Genomic DNA, 19497 nt, shown 5'->3' on the forward strand with positions numbered 1-19497 from the left:
AATGAAGCAAATGGAACGTGAAATTAAAGAATTAAAGCGTGCCAATGAAATTCTACGTAAAGCAGCCGCTTTTTTCGCCCAGGCGGAGCTCGACCGCCCACACAAATAATGGTGGATTTCATCCATAACAATAAAGACTTATATGGTGTTGATGCGATTTGTAGGATTTTACCGATCGCAGCTTCAACCTATTACCGGACTCTAGATCTCTGCGAAAATCCAGAACATCGAGCAAAGCGAGATTTACATGACTTGCATCATGCTGAGGAGATTAAACGAATTTGGAAGGAAAGTTCAGGTCGGTATGGTGTACGTAAAGTCTGGCAAAAACTGAAACGTGAAGGCTATATTATTGCACGCTGTACTGTTGCTCGATTAATGAAAAAGCTAGGTATACAAGGTGTTTGGCGAGGTAAGAACAAACAAACCACCCGTAGCCGAGATGACCAAAAACGAGCAGATGATTTAGTGAAACGTAATTTTACTGCTGATCATCCTGACCAACTGTGGGTCAGTGACTTTACGTATATTCAAACAAATTCAGGCTGGGTCTATACCGCCTTTATTATTGATGTGTTCTCACGAGCAATTGTTGGCTGGAAAGTATCTACACGAATGAATACAGATATGGTGCTCGATGCATTAGAGCAAGCATTGCATGATCGAGGCATGCCAAAGAATGTGATTCATCATTCCGACAGGGGTGTGCAATATCTTTCCATTCGCTATACCAATCGTTTAGAAGCAGCGAATTTACGAGCATCAGTCGGTACGACTGGTGATTCATACGATAATGCTCTGGCTGAAACGGTGAATGGCTTATACAAAACAGAGGTGATTGAATATTTAAAAGCAGATTGGCAAGGTTTAGCAGATGTACAACTTGCGACACTAAACTGGGTAGATTGGTTCAATAAAAAGCGTGTACACAGTGCACTGGGTTATGTATCGCCTTTTGAGTTTGAAGCAATGTACTATGATAAGATTAACCCGTTAGGTCAGGTGGCCTAACTTAAATAAAAAAGTCTCCGACGAACCCGGTACGGTTCAACTTGTGATTTGAATCTGCTGTTTTCAAAATCTGTCTTTCAGCTCGTTATGCAACAAAGCCGAACCGAATTAAAAATAGAAATGTAGTTGAGCTGGTGCTTGCTCATTTCTTTATTTTTAGTAATTGAGGTGAACATACTGTCAGTACATGGTAGTTATAAGTAACATGTAACTTTGTTCGCACAAAGATTTGAGTTATGCCAAGTGATGGATTGATTTGTACTTAAAATTTTAAGCTTATCCACTTGCTTTGCAAGCCACTACACTTTATTTACAATCCTATGTTGTGGAAGTAAGGGATCTTGTACTCGCCCAGTATGTTCAACTTGATTATATCTAAAGGACTATTAGGCATCAATCAAATCAATTTTCCAATTACTCGACTGAATCACCACATTTAAATCACGTAATTTAAGACTAATATCATCAGCTTGTTTTTGTAGTGATGAAACTGGAATAACTTTATGCCACTTTATTTCCCGCGTACTATAACGATCAGATTCACGAGATGTATTACTTATTGCTGCAGTTAGGGTTTTGTGCTGTTCTACAAATTCATCACGCAAAGTCAATAAAGCAAGTAAAGAACGACCATCATTTAATTTTGTTAAAGCATTAGTTTCATGAATTGCATAACTTAATTTTTGAAATTCTTGAATTAAAGCAAATACTTGTTTTAGTAGTTCATTTGGATCTTCAGATGGTTTATCACCATCTTGTACCAATACATTTGCATTGATACGTTGTTTTAGTGAAATAATTTTTTTTTGTTGATCACTTCGAAGTAAGAGAGCTTCTGCTAATTTCATTTTTCACCTATTAACCAATTAGAATTAAGTTTTAAGCAGCTAAGTAATTTTACAAATACTATATCCTCATTCTTTAAAAATCAAAAAAATTGATTTTTTATAATTTTCAGAGGTAGAAGTCTTATATTTTGTCATTAGTCGAAGCTCAGAATTAAGCTAAAGGCCTTTTTTCAGATGCAGAATCCTTTATCTGATCCTAGACAGTATTGTGGACATTCGATCCCTCTAAATTCTTACAATATTTTTGTTCAAAGGCTTCAGGACTTAACCAGCCATTTGCAGAATGTATTCTGATTCGATTGTAATAAATCTCGATATAGTCAAACAAGACAGCATTCGCTTCTTTTCGAGTGGCAAACACACTGCCATGGATTACATGACCTTTCAATGTATGAAAGAAGCTTTCAGTCACTGCATTGTCCCAACATGAGCAGTGTACTGCGCAAGACTGCGTGACATACTTTGAATACAGTTATTCGTCAATAATAGCGCTCTAAAAGCACGACTACAGTACTGACTGCCTTGGTCAGAATGAACCATAACTCCTGTTGAATAAGCTTTTCATGCGCCAAGGTTGGTCCGAAACCATGCAGTTGATCAGAAACAATATTGAGGCACTTGAGTCTGAGTTCTTCAGAAAGCCTGGAATTGCTGGTTTGGCCACGACCCGTATGGGCTAATGCAGCTGAACCTTGAACTTTGTATTTCTGCAGTAAGCGTCTGACCTGACATTCTGAAATATGAAGTAGAAGTAGCTGAGCAGCCTGGGATTGAGTTATGCGTTGATCGCAGATTTCCTGCAAAACCGACAATCGTTTAAGTTCTTTATCCGACATAGTGATCAGCATCTATATTTTATATCCCGTCCATGGTGATAAAAACCATCATAAACCAGACATTTTTATTGGTGAGAATATAGACACTTTAAATGGGTTCTAACAAACTGATTTCGTATAATATTGATTATGTTAAGCGAAGTATACCAAACAATAACTTCATATATCCCTTGCACTCACCTGATTTCAATAAGTTAAAGTACTATCCTTTAATTAGATAAATATGATATGTTGAATTAAATTTTAATTCATAAACTTCATCATGTTTGAACTAAAAACAATTCGATTGACAAAAAAAGGTTCAACTAAAAAACAACTAATATTATTGTTTCACCTCAACTCGTACTGTCCCTGTCTATACCCATTGTTGTCCTCAATGAAAGTTTTACGCTTTCAAAGGGCTTTGTTGCACAAAGATTTGAAATGCAAAGCGCCCCTAATTGAGCCAAATTTAAGGCGTAACTTGGGTAAATGGTCGACCTGATTCCGTAAATCTGTTGAGGACTGCTACACGTGCATGAATTTCATTCACTTGGCTATCAAAACTCCTTGCGCTGAGTTTATCTCCTAATAATTTAATGCAGTGCATCTTAGTTTCAACCAACTTCGCCGATGATAGCCTGACCATTTTTTCCATAGTGTCCTGCCTAAACGTTTAACTGTTCGAAGTAATTCATTTCGTTCTAGCGAGCTACTCTTTGTATCTTTCCATGGTTTCGCATTTTTTCTAGGTGGAATCACCGCATGCCCTTGCCGATCTGCAATGACCTGACGGCATTGCTTGGTGTCATAAGCTCCATCGGTATAAACAGAGTCAATCCGCTCATCTTGTGGAATCTGATTAAGTAAATCACCAAGCACCTGTGAATCACTGACATTATTGGTTGTAAGCTGAACTGCTCGTATTTGCAGGGTTTTGGCATCTATACCAATATGTAGTTTACGCCATTGGCGACGATATTCAGGTCCATGTTTCTTGCGCTTCCATTCGACCTCACCTAGAAACTTCATGCCTGTAGAGTCCATGAGTAGATGCAGCCCATCGCTACTTTTTTGGTAGCTGATTGCAATATCAATATGCTTTTGTCTTCTACAAAGCGTACTGTACGAATATCACTGATATTCGGGGCTGCTCAGCCGCAAAGTTTAATCAGACTTTGCACAAAGCCAGTAACCATACGTAAAGACAGACGGAATAAGGATTTAATCATTAAGCCGCATTGGATGGCTGCGTCGGAGTAGGTTTGATTTCGCCCTTGTTTGCCTTTTGATGGCGCATACCATTGCGTAGCAGGATCAAACCAAATGGCAATATTTCCGCGACTCATGAGTGCTCGGTTATATGCGGGCCAATTGGTTGTGCGGTAGATTTTGTGTGTAGGCTTCTTCATTTGAAAATTATATCGCTGAAAAAGCCTTTACAGATAGGTTTGTGCAACAAAGCCCTTAGTTGAAAAAAATTTTAGATTTCATGCTCACACACCACCTAAAACAAAAAATATCTGATTGATTTTACAGGCTTTTAATTTAAGGTTTTATTCTACCCACTCGCAATATCAATGTTTAGTATCACGACTCACTAACTCATTAACTAAATATGGAGCAGTACGGCTATCTTGATTTTCTGTTATTTGTTTTGGTGTTCCTGCCACAACAATATTCCCACCAGCATTTCCAGCACCTGGTCCCACATCAATCACCCAATCTGCTTGTGCAACGGCACGCATATCATGCTCAATCATAACCACGGTATTACCCGCATCGACTAATCGCTGCAATTGAACTAACAATCGATCTACATCTGATGGATGCAAACCTGTAGTTGGCTCATCAAGTATATACAGTGTATTTCCACGCTGATTGCGTTGCAGCTCGGCCGCCAATTTAATACGTTGCGCTTCTCCACCAGATAGTTCAGTCGCTGGTTGCCCTAAACGTAAATAACCAAGGCCAATTTCCTTTAATAATTGTAGTGAACGAGCAATCGAGACCTCTCCATCAAAAAAATCACGTGCTTCATTGACGGTCATTCCTAATACTTCAGCAATATTACGTCCATTCCAGCGAATTTTCAGAGTGTCATCATTATATCGAGCACCATGACATGTCGGACAAGGGGCATATACACTTGGCATAAACAATAATTCTACACTGACAAAGCCTTCACCTTCACAAGTTTCACATCGCCCTTTAGCCACATTAAACGAAAAACGTCCAGCATCATAATGAGCTTGGCGAGCTTCAGGAGTCCCAGCAAATAACTTTCTAACATGATCAAATAAACCCGTATAAGTTGCCAGATTAGAACGTGGAGTACGGCCAATTGGTTTTTGATCAACCTGTACCAGACGCTGTATAGCCTCCACATCACCAGCCAGAGAACCCTGTGTAACCTCGGCAACCAACATTCCTTCATTTAAAGGATTATTTTCATTATTGTTTTCAGTTTCAGATTCATTGCCTAAATATGAAAGTACTAACTCGGGTAAAGCTTGAGAAACGAGACTAGATTTACCTGAACCTGAAATACCTGTAACTGCTGTAAGTACACCAAGAGGTATACGAGCATCAATATTATGCAGGTTATGTCGGTAAATATTGTTAAGTTCAAGCCAACCAGAGGGTGTACGTCCATAACTTTGCGTAACTGGGATTTTATTAAATAAATAACTTGCAGTACGTGAAGCTGAAATCTCACTTAAACCCTGAGGTACTCCACTATATAAAATATTACCACCTTGCTCTCCTGCATCTGGTCCAACATCCACTAACCATTGAGCACGACGCATGAGCTCTAAATCATGCTCTACAACAAATACGGAGTTTCCAGCGTCTCTTAATTTATCGAGAGAATCATATAATGACTGACTATCTGAAGGATGTAATCCAGCAGACGGTTCATCCAGTACATAAACTACACCAAATAGCATAGAACTTAATTGTGTTGCTAAACGCAAACGTTGTAACTCTCCCGCTGAAAGAGTCGGTGTGGCTCTATCTAATGTTAGATAACCAAGACCTAACTGGCGTAATTGATTTAAACGCCCCACCACACCATTTGCTAAACGCTGGGCAGCAATTTTCTTTTCATCTGAAAGTGCTGACGTACGTCTTACATCTGGAGATACAGAATGCACTGCTCTACCTGTTGTTGCTCGTTCGGATCTATCAAGTTGGGTTACTTTATTATTAGTCTTTTCTCCAGCATCATGAGCGTCGAAATTGCCAAGAACAATGGGCTCAAGCAGGCAAGTTAACTTATCCAAAGAAAGTTGCATAAACTCACCAATATCTACTCCAGCAAAGGTAATAGATAAGGCTTCTGGTTTAAGGCGTTTACCATGACAGGAAGGGCATATTTTTCCTTCCATAAAACGTGAAACACGTTTTTTCATCAACGTACTTTGGGTATTAGCAAAAGTATGAAGGACATAGCGACGAGCACCAGTGAAAGTGCCCATATAGCTGGGTTCTAGTTTACGTTTAAGTGCAGATTGAGTCTCAGCGGGGCTTAAACCAGCATAGACAGGAACTGTTGGGGTTTCTTCAGTAAATAAAATCCAGTCTCTATCCGATTGCGGTAAATCTTTCCATGGTCGATCAACATCATACCCTAGGGTTACTAGGATATCGCGTAAGTTTTGCCCGTGCCAAGCAGGTGGCCATGATGCGATAGCTCTCTCACGAATACTGAGTGTTGGGTCAGGAACCATTGTCGATTCTGTAACTTCATAAATGTGACCTAAACCATGACAGGTAGGACAAGCACCTTGAAGAGTGTTCGGTGAAAAGTCCTCGGCATATAACATTGGCTGATCGGCAGGATATGCACCAGCACGCGAATAAATCATTCGCACGAGACTTGATAAAGTTGTTACACTTCCAACAGAAGAACGGGTATTACTTGCACCACGTTGTTGTTGCAATGCTACTGCTGGTGGTAGACCATCAATAGCATCAACATCTGGTACTCCGGCCTGATCTATTAAGCGTCTTGCATAAGGTGCAACAGATTCGAAATATCTTCTTTGTGCTTCAGCAAAAATAGTTCCAAAAGCAAGTGATGATTTTCCTGAACCCGATACACCTGAGAAAACAACAAGTGCATTTCTTGGGATAGAAACATCTACATCCTTAAGGTTATGCTCACGTGCACCTCGAACTTCAATACAATTATTAGATAAAGTAATGTTATTGTGTTCACCAAAAGAATGTATTTTCATGTTTCTGAGCCTGTAAATTATTTTGTGTAAGTCTTATTTTTTATAAATGATCTTTTAATCGATCATCGAACTGAATCGTAAACCAATTCATTGCTAAACGCCAATTTTGAATTGGCATGGTCCATTTTTTAGCAGCATTTGAAGTTGCTAAATAAATGACCTTTTTCACTGAATCATCAGAAGAGAAGATCTTTCTCTTTTTAGTTGAATGGCGGATCACGCTATTCAATGATTCAATTGCATTTGTTGTATAAATCGCATGACGTATTTCAGCAGGATAGCTAAAGATCGTTCGGATATTTTCCCAATTTGCCCGCCAGGATTCTCCAATTTTTGGATACTGAACCGTACCGGGTTTGTCGGAGACCAACTTTCCTGCGATGAGAAGCGCATCGCTTCGCAAGGGAACATCGAGCAAAACGAGATCTACATGATTTTCATCATGCTAAGCAAATCAAACGAATTTGGAAAGAAAGTTCGGGCCGGTATGGCGTTCGTAAAGTCTGGCAACAACTGCAACGAGAAGTTATGTTATTGCGCGCTATACAGTTCTCGATTGATGCAAAATCTTGAAATACAAGGTGTATGGCGTGGTAAGAATACAGATATGGTGCTTGATGCGCTGAGTTATGTGTCGTCTTTTGAGCTTGAAGCAATGTACGATTATAAGATTAACCCGTTAGGTCAGGTGGCCTAACTTAAATAAAAGTCTCCGACAAACCCGGTACGGTTCATTGCAGATCGGCAAGGGCATGCGGTGATTCCACCTAGAAAAAATGCGAAACCATGGAAAGATACAAAGAGTAGCTCGCTAGAGCGAAATGAATTACTTCGAACAGTTAAGCGTTTAGGCAGGACACTATGGAAAAAATGGTCAGGCTATCATCGGCGAAGTTTGGTTGAAACTAAGATGCATTGCATCAAATTATTAGGAGATAAACTCAGTGCAAGGAGTTTTGATAGCCAAGTGAATGAGATCCATGCACGTGTAGCAGTCCTTAACAGATTTACGGAATTAGGTCGACCACTTACCCAAGTTACGCCTTAAATTTGGCTCAATTAGGGGCGCTTTGCATTTCAAATCTTTGTGCAACAAAGCCGATCGAAATGATAAAGTCATAAATTGCTTTTCAAAAAAAAAGAAACTAATATGTTTCTTACAGAACCTAAAAGCAATAAATGCATCTACAATGAATAAGTCTTTACTTCAGCAAATCAAAAAAAGACGAACCCAATTGGGCTTAAAGCAAGTTGATATGCAATCCCGTACAGGCATTTCAAGACAGCAGTACCAAAAACTGGAAAGTCAGGGCAACCCTCGATTAGAGACCTTAGAAATTATAGCGGCAGGATTAAATGCTCAACTGATGCTCATCCCTGATGATAAGGTTCATTTGATCAGACAATTATTGAATGATGAAATTAAAGTCACTATTGAAGATCAGGATGACTTAATGACTAACCCATGGAAGGGTCTTCTCGGAGGAGAGGAACCATGAATACTGTTGCCGTCCTGAAATTAACATTACATCACGGTATCGTTGGATACTTGGCAGGATTTCAGAGCGGAAAAAATATTCTGGTTTTTACAGATTCTTTCCGCTCTGATCAGCAACGCCCGACCTTGAGCCTGCTGACTTCCCCCTTGTATCCTCAAGTGGATAAAATTTTAGAAAAGACCTATGTTACACATCAGCGTTTACATCCCTTGCTATCAAACTTGCTACCAGAAGGTGCATTACGCGAACTGATTGCACAAAGCCTCAAAGTACATATAGACAATGAATTTCAGTTATTGGCAGCTTTAGGTCATGATTTACCTGGAGCACTCATTGCGACTCCATTAGATCCAGAAGAAATTCCAGATGAAATAAAATTCAAACTGCAGATCTCTAATCCAGATCAGATCTTAAAGCAAGAGATTCGAACAGATAATAAGTTTTCCTTGGCCGGCGTCCAAATGAAGTTTTCCATGAAAGCCAAAGATGGGCGTTTTACACTAGTCCAGGCAACGGAATCGTCTCTACTCGGGGACTGGATTATCAAAACTCCTTCTTCCAGACATGCTTTTGTTCCGCTAAATGAATATTCTATGATGAGCCTTGCCAAAATGGTCGGAATAGATGTCCCTGAGATTCGCTTGGTGGATATGGCACTCTTACAAAACCTTCCACCATTAAATTTACCCCAAGAGCAATATGCTTTTGCAATCAAAAGATTTGATAGACAGAGTACTGCTGATACTACAGAGCTTATTCACATCGAAGACTTTGCTCAGATCTTCGGTGCATATCCACAGCAGAAATACAGCACCACAAATTATGAGCAGATAGGAAAGATCATTTATCAATTTTCAGATAACAAAATTCTTGATATTCAGCAATTTGCCAGCCGCTTACTTGTCAACATTTTGCTCGCCAATGGAGATGCACACTTAAAAAACTGGAGTATGATTTATCAGGACAAAAGAACACCAAGATTATCTCCCGCATACGATATATTGATGACTAGTGTATATATTGAAAATGAGCTTCATTTCGCATTGAATCTTGCCAAAAATAAAGATTGGTATTTAGCTGAGATGAAACACTTTGAACAATGGGCTGAAAAAGTCGGTGTTCCATGGCGTGTTATTGAAAAACAACTTCACGCCATTATGGACAAAGCACGGTCAGTATGGCCAGCGCTATTACTAGACTTACCTATGATTTCTGTTCATAAAGAAAAATTAAGAGAACATTGGAAAAAATTGCATCCAGACTTTCAGATACTTACAGATGATTAGAGGAAACCTGTAACCAAGCTAAAATTTCTCAAACAATTTCATCACATCATTTTCCGTCAGTTTCGCTTCTCCCTCATGATCTGTGCTTAGAATAGACTGTGCCAGTTCTGCTTTATTCTGCTGCAAGGCAATAATTTTTTCTTCTATGCTTTTATTGGTAATCAGCTTATACACAAATACCGGCTTGTCCTGCCCAATCCGCCATGCACGATCTGAAGCTTGATCTTCAGCAGCAGGGTTCCACCATGGATCATAGTGAATGACCGTATCTGCGGCAGTTAGATTCAGACCGACCCCTCCTGCTTTCAGACTGATTAAAAATACCGGCACTTGTCCAGACTGAAATGCTGTAATGACTTCATCTCGCTTTTTGGTCTTTCCAGTCAGCTTCACATAGCCAATTTCTGCGTGATAGAGCTGTTGTTCAATCAGTTCCAACATTGAGGTAAACTGAGAGAAAATAAGAATTTTTCGTCCCTCTTCCACCATTGGAACAACCATATCCATCAACTGTTCAAGTTTGGCAGAATACGCCTGCCCGGTTTTAACTGAATCCAGTTTCAGCAAGCTAGGATGACAACAGACCTGACGCAGCTTCAGCAAGGCATCTAAAATTTGGATTTGACTACGCTTAAAGCCTTTTTCTGCCACAATTTTCTGAATATTTGCCTGCATCGTGGCGCGAACAGCCTCATATAGATTGGATTGCTGCTCATTCATGTCAATATTGACTTCAATCGTGGTTTTTTCAGGCAATTCCTTGGCAACGTCAGTTTTCAAGCGACGTAAAATAAAGGGTTTAATGCGGTTTACCAACTTTTGCCTTAACTGCTGATCGCCGCGTTTTTCAATAGGATAGCGGTACTTTTTATTAAAGATTTCTTGTGAATATAAAAATCCTGGCATTAGAAAATAAAATAGTGCCCACAGCTCACCCAAATGATTTTCCATAGGTGTACCAGTTAGACATAGACGATGTCGCGCTGTTAATTGCCGTACTACCTGTGCAGCTTTGGCACGCGGATTTTTAATATTCTGCGCTTCATCCAGAATGAGTTGATGATATTCATATTGCTTCAGTTGCTCTTCATCTCTCGCCAAGAGCGGGTAGGTGGTTAACACAATGTCATAGTGTGAAATCTGCTCAAAATACTGATGGCGGTCGAGGCCTTGTAGCAGCAGTACCTTGAGCTCAGGGGTAAATTTTTCCGCTTCTTTGAACCAGTTATGCATCAGCGATGTGGGTGCAACAATTAAGGCGGGTCTGTCCTGCAAATGACCAGCCTGCTTTTCCATGAGTAAGTGGGCTAAAGTTTGTGCTGTTTTACCCAAACCCATATCATCCGCCAGAATCCCGCCATGCTGGGTTTCCCTTAAAAACTGTAACCAGCCTAGGCCCTGCTGCTGGTATGGACGTAATTCCCCCTGAAAACCTTGTGGTGTCGGCAGTTGTTGCTGATAGCCTTGTTTGAATTTCTGCGCAAATTGCTGCAGGCGATTACTGACCTGCCACACCATCCCCAGATGATGCTGTAATTCTAATAGTTGACTCGCATCATAGCGATCTATGCTACGCTCTTCTTGCTGTAAAATGCTCTGCAGATGCAACAATACCGGCTTAATGTCCTTTGCGGATAAAGCCAAATCTGGTTGATCCGCTGCAGTTTTCAGGGTGAAAATTTGACTGTCATTCAGATGACCAAAAATCCGTGGATCAAGTAAATCAGGCTGTTCTTTCACCAAAGCCACAAGTGCATCGAGTAAATCATAGCTATTGCCTGCACTGTCCTGAACGGTCGCCCCGATATTGAACCAGTCTTGTTGGCTTTCAGATTCAGTGATGGAAATATTTAAATTTTCAACATATTGCAGCTTAAATGGGCTGTGTTCCAGATGCTCTATCTGCCATCCAATCAATTCAATTTGATTGATGGGCATCAGCTGTTTGATCCAGTCTCCATAGAACGCAAAAACCATAGAATCAAGACGTTGTTTATCCAGTTTTAATTGCTGGTAATAATTAAGATCTTTCACCCACTTCAGTGATTCGACCAATAGCTGTAAACGCTGGATTGACTGTTGTTCCTGAACTAAGTCCCGAAGCTGTCGCACCATTTTGCCATGCTGCTCACCAATAAAACTGTCACCTGATGTACCTGCTTTTATTCGTCCGCCTACATAGGAGAATTCAATTTCGGCACAAACAGACTCTTCCCATTTCCAATCAAATTTATCTAAAACACCGAAGCGTAAAATTGGCTGGGGACTTCCCTCAAGGACATCAATATGCTGAATAGACTCGGGCTGAGGCAGATTTTTCACGTCTGAATATTGATGAGTCAGTTTCTCAAACTCTGGCAAGAGCATAGATGGAAGATCAGGCATCTGTAAAAAATGGTACAGAAGATTTGCCGTATATTCACCATATAACTGGCCCACCGTGTTCTGTTGAATATCCACATAACATGGGGGATGGCTCGCGAGAATCTGAATATGTGGATTTGATTTCAAATCGAGTCGAATATCACCATTGACCAATTCAATGTTTAAATGCTCTGTCTGTTTGTTTACACCTTGTTGCCAGATCAGTTCGATGTGATAGCCTTGTTCTGACCATTGAAGTGCAGTATGGCTCTTTTTTTGCCAGTACACATCGCCACTTTGAATAAAAGATTTGAAATGTTCCAATAAAATTCTGGAGATATCAAGATTGCTTTGATAAAAGCGTTCGTCACTGTTTATTTTGGCATAATAATAAATCTGGTTAAATAATTGTCGTTTTTGTTCAGGTAAAGTCAGATGCTTTCTGGTGATATTTTCATATTGGGTATAATAACTTTCCCCCGCAATTGAGCCGTTTTTATTGCGTCTGGCCTTCTGAACATCAACTGTCAATTTCTTTAAGCTGACAGACTGATCTAGCAGGTAAATTAAATAATTGTTTGTTTTGACAGATTGCTCTGGTTCAGTCTGTTGTAAATAACGTTTAAAATCATTCAACCAGCGCTGCGCCTGATCATCCCCCCGTTGGCGTTTTGCGATTCCCTGCGGGGATTGAGAGTCAGCATAACGCTGCTGAAATTCCTGGCGATATTCCTGAAAGAATAACCGCGCTAAAGCAGCAGCATGTTTACAGTTATATCCAACCGGACAAGTGCAGTCGTCATCGATTAAACGGTCTTTTTGGGGATTATAGGTAATTGCAGTATCGTAATAATCTGTCCCTTCAATTTGGGCATACATCGTAACCCCGTCTTTTTCCTCAAAGAACTCAATCGTTTCCCTATCAATGTGTTTAGCATAGCTCAGACTGCGCTGAAGAGTTGCTGTACTAAAGCGAGATAGAAAATTGATCAATGAGGACATAATTACCAGAAACCAAAAATGTTTATACAATTATAACGGACAAAGCTGTCATTTCAGAACAGTATTGCTCGCCAACGTATCAAAAGGAAATAAATCCATGCTCAAAAACTTAATGTTTACTACAATGGATGGGGTGAATATTGGCTTTGGGGTACATTGGTCTCCTCAACCGCAATCACAGGTCGGCCATTAATCGCCTTTGAATACAGTGCAGAAGCGATCAGTAAAGGTTTAGAACTTTCCTGCACATCAAATGGATATCATGGGTGAGGCACTGGATATTCCTCGACAAGCTCTTGTAAAACTTGGTACTCAGGAAGCGGAACTTTGTGTCCAAGAAGTCGATGAAATTATTGGCTCGATTTGTAAGGTTGCAATCCGATTCAGCAATATCGCTCATGACCTATTACCTAGACAAATTCAAGCAGAGACTCTCCAACTGATCCAAAATAGGATTGAGCATAATATTCATTTATTGCACTAAATAGCTTTCACAAAGCTTCTATGAAGGGCTTATTCTAACCGTTGTTTTATCACGGCATAAGCTACACCAGTCACCACACTTCCAATCGCAATCGCCAATAAATATTTTAATGGATAATTCATCGCATTCGGAATGATCAGTACCATTACACCGCCATGAGGAGTGACTAGTTCACATTTAAATAATGCAACCAAAGCCCCAGTTACAGCACCACCTGCGATCGCGCATGGAAGCACTCGAATCGGGTCTTTGGCAGCAAACGGAATAGCCCCTTCCGAGATGAAACATAGGCCCAGAACTACAGCAGCCTTCCCTGCATCTTGCTCAGGTTTGGCAAATTTATGCTTTGCCAGAAAAGTTGCAATTGCCATACCCAATGGCGGTACCATACCCGCAGCCATGGTAATCGCCATCGGTCCGTATGTTTGTGACGTAAGTAAGCCCACCGTAAAGGCATAAGCCGCTTTATTTATTGGCCCCCCAACATCAATACACATCATACTCCCAAGGATAATCCCCATGATCATGGCATTGGTCGTCCCCATATTGGCAAGGAAGTGTGTGAGTAATTCAAACAATTGTGCAACAGGCTGCCCAACCACATAAATCATGATTAAACCAACAGCTAAACTGGCCAATAGTGGAATAATCAAAATTGGTTTTAATGCTTCTAGGCTACTTGGGAGTTTAAGCTGTTTCGATAAAAATAACGCAATATAACCTGCAATAAAACCTGCAACTAATCCACCGAGAAAGCCTGCCTCTAATTGTGTTGCAAGTAAACCGCCAATCAAACCTGGAGTTAAACCCGGACGATCCGCAATAGAATAAGCAATGTAACCTGCCAGCATAGGTACCATAAGAGTAAATGCTGCAGCACCTATTTGCTTTAAGGATGCGGCAAAGCTTCCTTCAACAGGATTGAGGCCAAACATAAACGAGATGGCAATGATCAAACCGCCCGCCACCACCATCGGCAGCATGAAAGACACCCCTGTTAAAAGGTGTTTATAAATTCCAGTTTTTTCTTTGTTTTCATTTTCTGTCTTAGTGGCTGTTTGCTTACCCGTTTCAAGCACTTTGGCTTCAGCAATTGCGTTTGCAAAAGTCTTATCCGTTTGCTTAAGGGCAAATCCTGTACTGCAGCGATATACGCGTTTGCCTACAAAGCGATCTGTATTGACCTCAATATCCGTTGCTAAGATCACGACATCTGCTTTGACAATACTTTCTGCCGATAAAACATTTTTAGCCCCAACCGATCCTTGGGTTTCAACATCAATCTGATAACCGTGCTTTACTGCACCTTGTTGTAAGGCTTCGGCCGCCATAAACGTATGCGCAACACCAGTTGGACATGCTGTAATGGCGACAAACCGTGTAACCCCTACATTGGCTGCAATAGTTTCATCTAAAGCATCTGAATGCTCAAGAACTTGTTGCAAAAGCATGATCGCATCGTGTTGTGCGTTATTCAAACCAATGACTTTCACAACCTTGTCACGCAGTTGATCTGCATCTGCCGACTTCTGTCCAACAAAAACAACCGTATCAATAACATTTGATAAATCAAGATGCTCGACTGATGTCGCCACATGATTGGAAATACCAAGTGCTGTTGCTGCTTTGGAGAGTTTTTTGGCCAAAATCACTGCATTAATCGGCTGCTCGGGACTATGTGGCACAAATAAAATATGTTTTATCTCTTGCATCGTATTAACTCAATGATTGGACTGAGATTTGCGATTTCAAATCTTCAATAACAGTAAAGTCTGGAAGAGCAAACCCAATTTGGGTCACAGCATTGCTCGCAATTGCGGTTGCTGTTTTCAATGTTTCTTCTGGGGAAGTTGAACTCAACAACCCATGAATCATACCTGCCAGCAAAGAATCTCCCGCACCCACAGTACTTTGGACGGTGACCTTCGGTGCAGTAGCATGCAGGGGGTGCGTGCGGTGAAGCCAGTTCACCCCGTTTTCACCCATCGAGACCACAATATGTTCGATCTGACTATTTAAACTGGCAAAAAGATGCTGCTGTTCTGCAAACGTTTCTGCTGGCAAATGGTAAGTTTCCGTCAACTCATCTGTATTAGGCTTAATCAACCAAGGATGGGCAGCAATTGCTGCTTTCAACGCAACACCACTGGTATCTACTGCGACTTTTTTACCCGCAGACTGTAACCATAAAATCAGTGTCGAAAGCTCTTCTGCAGAAAACCCTTGTGGCAAACTGCCAGCAATCACAATCACATCAACCTCTAAAATCAGTTGAGATAAACGTTCACATAGTTGTTGTTTTGCTGAGGTATCTACAAAAAAGCCCTTGCCATTGATGTCAGTCATCTGACCAGAAGCTTCTGCAACTTTAATGTTTTGTCGTGTTTCACCTGCAACATAAATAAATTGGTTATCAAATTGCTCTTGCTGGATATGATGGTCAAAAATTTGACGGTTTTCTTGCCCCAAAAAGCCACTCACAATCAGTTCATGTCCCAAATCCTTAAGGACCTGTGCCACGTTTAAGCCTTTACCTGCTGCATGGCTTTGGGCCGTTAACTGACGATTGACCTCGCCAACTTTTAGTTGATCCAATTGCACGGTGAGGTCAATTGCAGGATTCAGAGTAATGCTTAATATCTTAGCCATTCGTAATTACTCCACCAATGCACGTACGGCAGACGCACTGTCACAACTTAAGGCTTGCTGTGCGACCTGTTTGCAATTTATATAGTTCAAACCACGAATTTGCGCCTTCACCAATGGAATACTGGTACTCGACATACTCAACTCATCCACGCCCAAGCCTATCAATACAGGCACAGCTTTTGGATCAGCAGCCAATTCACCACAAATGCCCACCCATTTACCATGCTGATGTGCTGCCCGAACAGTTTGATCAATCAATAGCAAAATACTCGGATGTAAGCCATCAGCTTCAGCAGACAACAGTGGATGACCACGGTCAATCGCCAGAGTATATTGAGTCAAGTCATTGGTTCCAATACTAAAAAAATCAACTTCTTGAGCAAGAATTGGAGCCAACAATGCTGCCGCAGGAACCTCAATCATAATACCGACTTGTAAGTTTTCACATGGATGCTGTATGCGAACCTCATCCAAAATTGCTTTTGCTGCTCGCCATTCTTCAACCCGCCCAATCATCGGAAACATAATTCTTAATGGGCGATTATCCGCTGCTTTAAGTAAAGCAACCAATTGCTGACGTAACAACTCTGGCTTACGTAAAGTCAGACGAATACCACGTAAGCCCAAGAATGGATTTTCTTCCTTTTCAATAGGCAAATACGGCAAAGGTTTGTCCCCGCCCACATCAAGTGTACGTACCACCAATGGACGACCTGCCAAAGCATCTAACACCACCCGATAATCGGCTTCCTGTGTAGCCTCATCAGGCGCACTGCTGTGTGACATAAAGACCAATTCTGTGCGTAGCAAACCAATTGCTTCTGCCCCATCGGCCACAGCCTGTATCGTAGCGCCCACTTTGCCAATATTGGCTGCGATTTCAACTTGATGTTGATCCAGTGTGATGGCAGGTTCTAAACAATGCTGTTCCGCTTGTTCTCGCAACTCACGCTGGCGTTGGCGCTCTGCAATGGCATGATCAATCTGATTTTGCTCGGGTGAGACCACATACTCCCCAGTATCCCCATTAATTAGCACGGTGGCATGGTTCTCAATATTTAAAACAGCTACACCTGCACCTACGACTGCTGGAATAGCCAGAGCACGTGCCACAATAGCACTATGGGCACTCGCTCCACCAACCGCGGTCAAAATGCCTGCAACACGATCTTTATTCAGACGCGCTACATCACTCGGGCCAACATCATGCATAATTAAGATATAAGGTTGCTCGGGTTCTGTGACATCGGCCACACCGCACAAAACAGCCAAAACTCGCTCACCAATATCCCTTAAATCAGCCGCACGCTCTGCAAGTAAACGATCGCTAAGTGCAGCCTGTGCGGTAGCAGCCACTTCAATATGATCATGCCAAGCTGCAGCAGCAGACAACCCCTGTTTTAAACCGCGTTGTACACTTTGGAGGAGGTCTGGATCATCCAGCATTTCCAAATGTGCCATGAATATCTGCTTAATGGCAGTAGATTCAGTATGTGCAATGAATTGACGTAAGCTATTTTTCACCTGATGAAGCGCAATTTCAAGCTTTTCATTCTCAGCTTTAAAACTCTGTCCGCGACGTTCATAACTAAATTCGCGTGGCTTCACCACATGAGCAGGACCAAAAGCAAGGCCAGTTGATGCCGCAATACCGCAGCTACCCGTATCGCCATGTGATTCAAAAGGCATTAATTCCAAAGTATTTACGACTGGGTCACTATTGCTGTGCTGATGAGATACAAAATCAACAGCTTCAACCTCTTCTCCTAAGCCCTGTTTAACTGCATCAATAATCTGTTCTAAGCCTGCTACAGCATCGGTATCGGGTTGTGCAATAAAAGTCAGAGTTTGACCACGACGACATCCCATGGCTAATAATTTGGTTAAACTTTTTGCCGAAACGTAAGCCCCCTCATCTACAGCAACGAGAACATCCCCTGCAAATTTCTTAGTCATATTGACCAAGTGTGTCGCGGGACGCGCATGTAGACCATGAGCATTAGCTAAGACAATACGACGAGATGGCCAATCAGGAATCAGTTCAGCACCAATTAACTGCGCCAACTGGTGACTATCTTGCTCTTGGTTGAGGGTATGAACTTGTTCAGTATCAAACAAAATATCCATTAACCGTTGAAACCGTTGCATATCCAGTTGCTCATTACTGGCAATACACACCAAAGTCTTGAGCATTTCCTGCTGATGGCTTAAAACCTGTTCCGCTTTTACCAAACTTACAGCTGGGCTCAAAACATGCTGGTTAGAAGTGATCGACCAGACCCCCTCCCCTAAATGAATCATGCTGTTTAGATTTAAACCCGACAGAAAACCACACTCCACCATTTTTTGCTGTTTCAGCAACTGTGTTGCGTGCCAAATTAAATCTTCTACATCAAGTGCGGGAACTTGAGTGGCGATTAAATTTTCATGCAATGCCAAAGATGCAGGTTGGGCTTGTAATAATGCAATAATTTGCTCTGCGGATTGAGCCTGTTTCACTTGATCAGCGACATCATTAATTAAAGCCCGCGTCAAAATTTGTAAGACTTGCAAATGCTCATCTGATTTCGCAGCAATCACTACTGCTAAATAAATTTTATTTTCACCGTCCCAAACAACTCCTTCAGGAAAGTGCGCCAGACGAATACCAGTTTTTAAAATATATTGGCGAGACTGAGGCGTCCCATGCGGAATGGCAATTCCTTGCCCTAAATACGTTGCACTTTGTTGTTCGCGCCCGGTCAACCCATGAATATAATCAGGTGTAACCAACTGGTCTTTGACCAAGATATCGACTAGACATTGCAAAGCTTGTGCTTTATCAGTGGCGTGTTGTTTCATTCGAATATGTTGTATATCTAGCGCGAGCATAAAGCGTCCTTGCAAAATAGCATAGTGAAAAGCTATGCCTTTTTACTGGAGAAAAAATAAAAGTCGAATTCTACTCAGGATTTACACAAAAATCTGTATTTTTTGATTTTATCTTCATGATCATCATTACGATTCTTGCGTACCACACCATGGGCACGTGAAAAAGTAGAAAGCTTATATTTGTACGTCTTACGCCAAAAGGCCAAACAGAAACCGTAACCTCAGGCAACACCCCTCTCATCATAAAATTATACCAGTCAGTAAAATACCCTTAGATTAAGCATATGTATGTTGGTTATTATTGTTGATTATCACAATAAATTAGTGACCAAAAATCAAAGTATCCGACCCCACCTTAAATTACGTCACACAAAATAAAAACTCTATATAACTGTTATATATAGAGTTTATTAACGTACCAATT

Annotated in this window: 7 protein-coding genes, 11 pseudogenes and 1 other annotated feature; of the genes and pseudogenes, 7 read left to right on the forward strand and 11 right to left on the reverse strand. The window is 41.1% G+C overall.

Annotation, left to right across the window (positions count from 1 at the left end):
- Positions 1-1011, forward strand: a pseudogene (locus WFH18_RS06650) (IS3 family transposase); the annotation flags it as partial.
- Positions 67-183 (forward strand) — a sequence feature (AL1L pseudoknot). (Overlaps the previous pseudogene by 117 nt.)
- A 386-nt stretch (positions 1012-1397) precedes the next feature.
- On the opposite strand, the gene WFH18_RS06655 reads toward WFH18_RS06650, so the two are convergent.
- The 6 genes and pseudogenes from WFH18_RS06655 to WFH18_RS06680 all read right to left on the reverse strand — a co-directional run.
- Positions 1398-1859 carry a DIP1984 family protein gene (locus WFH18_RS06655; protein ID WP_004281794.1) on the reverse strand — a complete coding sequence of 154 codons (462 nt, stop codon included), beginning with the start codon at positions 1857-1859 and terminating at the stop codon, positions 1398-1400.
- 196 nt (positions 1860-2055) lie between these two features.
- Positions 2056-2420: pseudogene (locus tag WFH18_RS06660) on the reverse strand (IS3 family transposase); the annotation flags it as partial.
- Positions 2414-2695: pseudogene (locus WFH18_RS06665) on the reverse strand (ISNCY family transposase); the annotation flags it as partial. The pseudogenes WFH18_RS06665 and WFH18_RS06660, both read right to left, overlap by 7 nt.
- 451 nt (positions 2696-3146) lie before the next feature.
- Positions 3147-4086: pseudogene (locus tag WFH18_RS06670) on the reverse strand (IS5 family transposase).
- Between the two features lie 165 nt (positions 4087-4251).
- Positions 4252-6918: an excinuclease ABC subunit UvrA gene (locus tag WFH18_RS06675; protein WP_121979843.1), complete on the reverse strand. Its 2667-nt coding sequence runs from the start codon at positions 6916-6918 to the stop codon at positions 4252-4254.
- Positions 6919-6958: 40 nt separating this feature from the next.
- Positions 6959-7261: pseudogene (locus WFH18_RS06680) on the reverse strand (transposase); the annotation flags it as partial.
- A 62-nt stretch (positions 7262-7323) separates the two neighbouring features.
- Between WFH18_RS06680 and WFH18_RS06685 the strand changes: the two are divergent.
- The 4 genes and pseudogenes from WFH18_RS06685 to WFH18_RS06700 form a co-directional block, all read left to right on the forward strand.
- Positions 7324-7519 (forward strand): annotated as a pseudogene (locus WFH18_RS06685) (IS3 family transposase); the annotation flags it as partial.
- 132 nt (positions 7520-7651) lie between these two features.
- Positions 7652-7966, forward strand: a pseudogene (locus WFH18_RS06690) (transposase); the annotation flags it as partial.
- A gap of 142 nt (positions 7967-8108) precedes the next feature.
- The gene (locus WFH18_RS06695) at positions 8109-8417 is read left to right on the forward strand and encodes a helix-turn-helix transcriptional regulator (RefSeq protein WP_004282130.1); all 309 of its coding nucleotides are present in this window, start codon (positions 8109-8111) and stop codon (positions 8415-8417) included.
- Positions 8414-9703: a type II toxin-antitoxin system HipA family toxin gene (locus WFH18_RS06700; RefSeq protein ID WP_004282132.1), complete on the forward strand. Its 1290-nt coding sequence runs from the start codon at positions 8414-8416 to the stop codon at positions 9701-9703. Before WFH18_RS06695 ends, WFH18_RS06700 begins: the two co-directional genes overlap by 4 nt.
- 18 nt (positions 9704-9721) lie before the next feature.
- On the opposite strand, the gene WFH18_RS06705 is transcribed toward WFH18_RS06700, so the two are convergent.
- Complete coding sequence (locus tag WFH18_RS06705; protein ID WP_336754713.1) at positions 9722-13069, reverse strand: DEAD/DEAH box helicase; 3348 nt, start codon at positions 13067-13069, stop codon at positions 9722-9724.
- Between the two features lie 247 nt (positions 13070-13316).
- Between WFH18_RS06705 and WFH18_RS06710 the strand changes: the two are divergent.
- Positions 13317-13553 (forward strand): annotated as a pseudogene (locus WFH18_RS06710) (hypothetical protein); the annotation flags it as partial.
- Positions 13554-13582: 29 nt separating this feature from the next.
- Here WFH18_RS06710 and WFH18_RS06715 read toward each other — a convergent pair.
- The 4 genes and pseudogenes from WFH18_RS06715 to fruB form a co-directional block, all read right to left on the reverse strand.
- Positions 13583-15265, reverse strand: a complete 1683-nt coding sequence (locus WFH18_RS06715; RefSeq protein WP_100358239.1) for a fructose-specific PTS transporter subunit EIIC — start codon at positions 15263-15265, stop codon at positions 13583-13585.
- Between the two features lie 4 nt (positions 15266-15269).
- A complete protein-coding gene (gene pfkB / locus WFH18_RS06720; protein ID WP_336754714.1) occupies positions 15270-16202 on the reverse strand; it encodes a 1-phosphofructokinase in 933 nt (310 codons plus the stop codon).
- A 6-nt stretch (positions 16203-16208) separates the two neighbouring features.
- A pseudogene (ptsP, locus tag WFH18_RS18510) lies at positions 16209-17858 on the reverse strand (phosphoenolpyruvate--protein phosphotransferase); the annotation flags it as partial.
- An 86-nt stretch (positions 17859-17944) separates the two neighbouring features.
- A pseudogene (gene fruB / locus WFH18_RS18515) lies at positions 17945-19073 on the reverse strand (fused PTS fructose transporter subunit IIA/HPr protein); the annotation flags it as partial.
- Positions 19074-19193: 120 nt separating this feature from the next.
- On the opposite strand from fruB, the pseudogene WFH18_RS06730 reads away from it, so the two are divergent.
- Positions 19194-19292 (forward strand): annotated as a pseudogene (locus WFH18_RS06730) (VF530 family DNA-binding protein); the annotation flags it as partial.
- Between the last annotated feature and the right edge of the window lie 205 nt (positions 19293-19497).

The organism is Acinetobacter sp. USHLN143 (assembly GCF_037145695.1).
GTDB classification, from domain to species: domain Bacteria; phylum Pseudomonadota; class Gammaproteobacteria; order Pseudomonadales; family Moraxellaceae; genus Acinetobacter; species Acinetobacter fasciculus.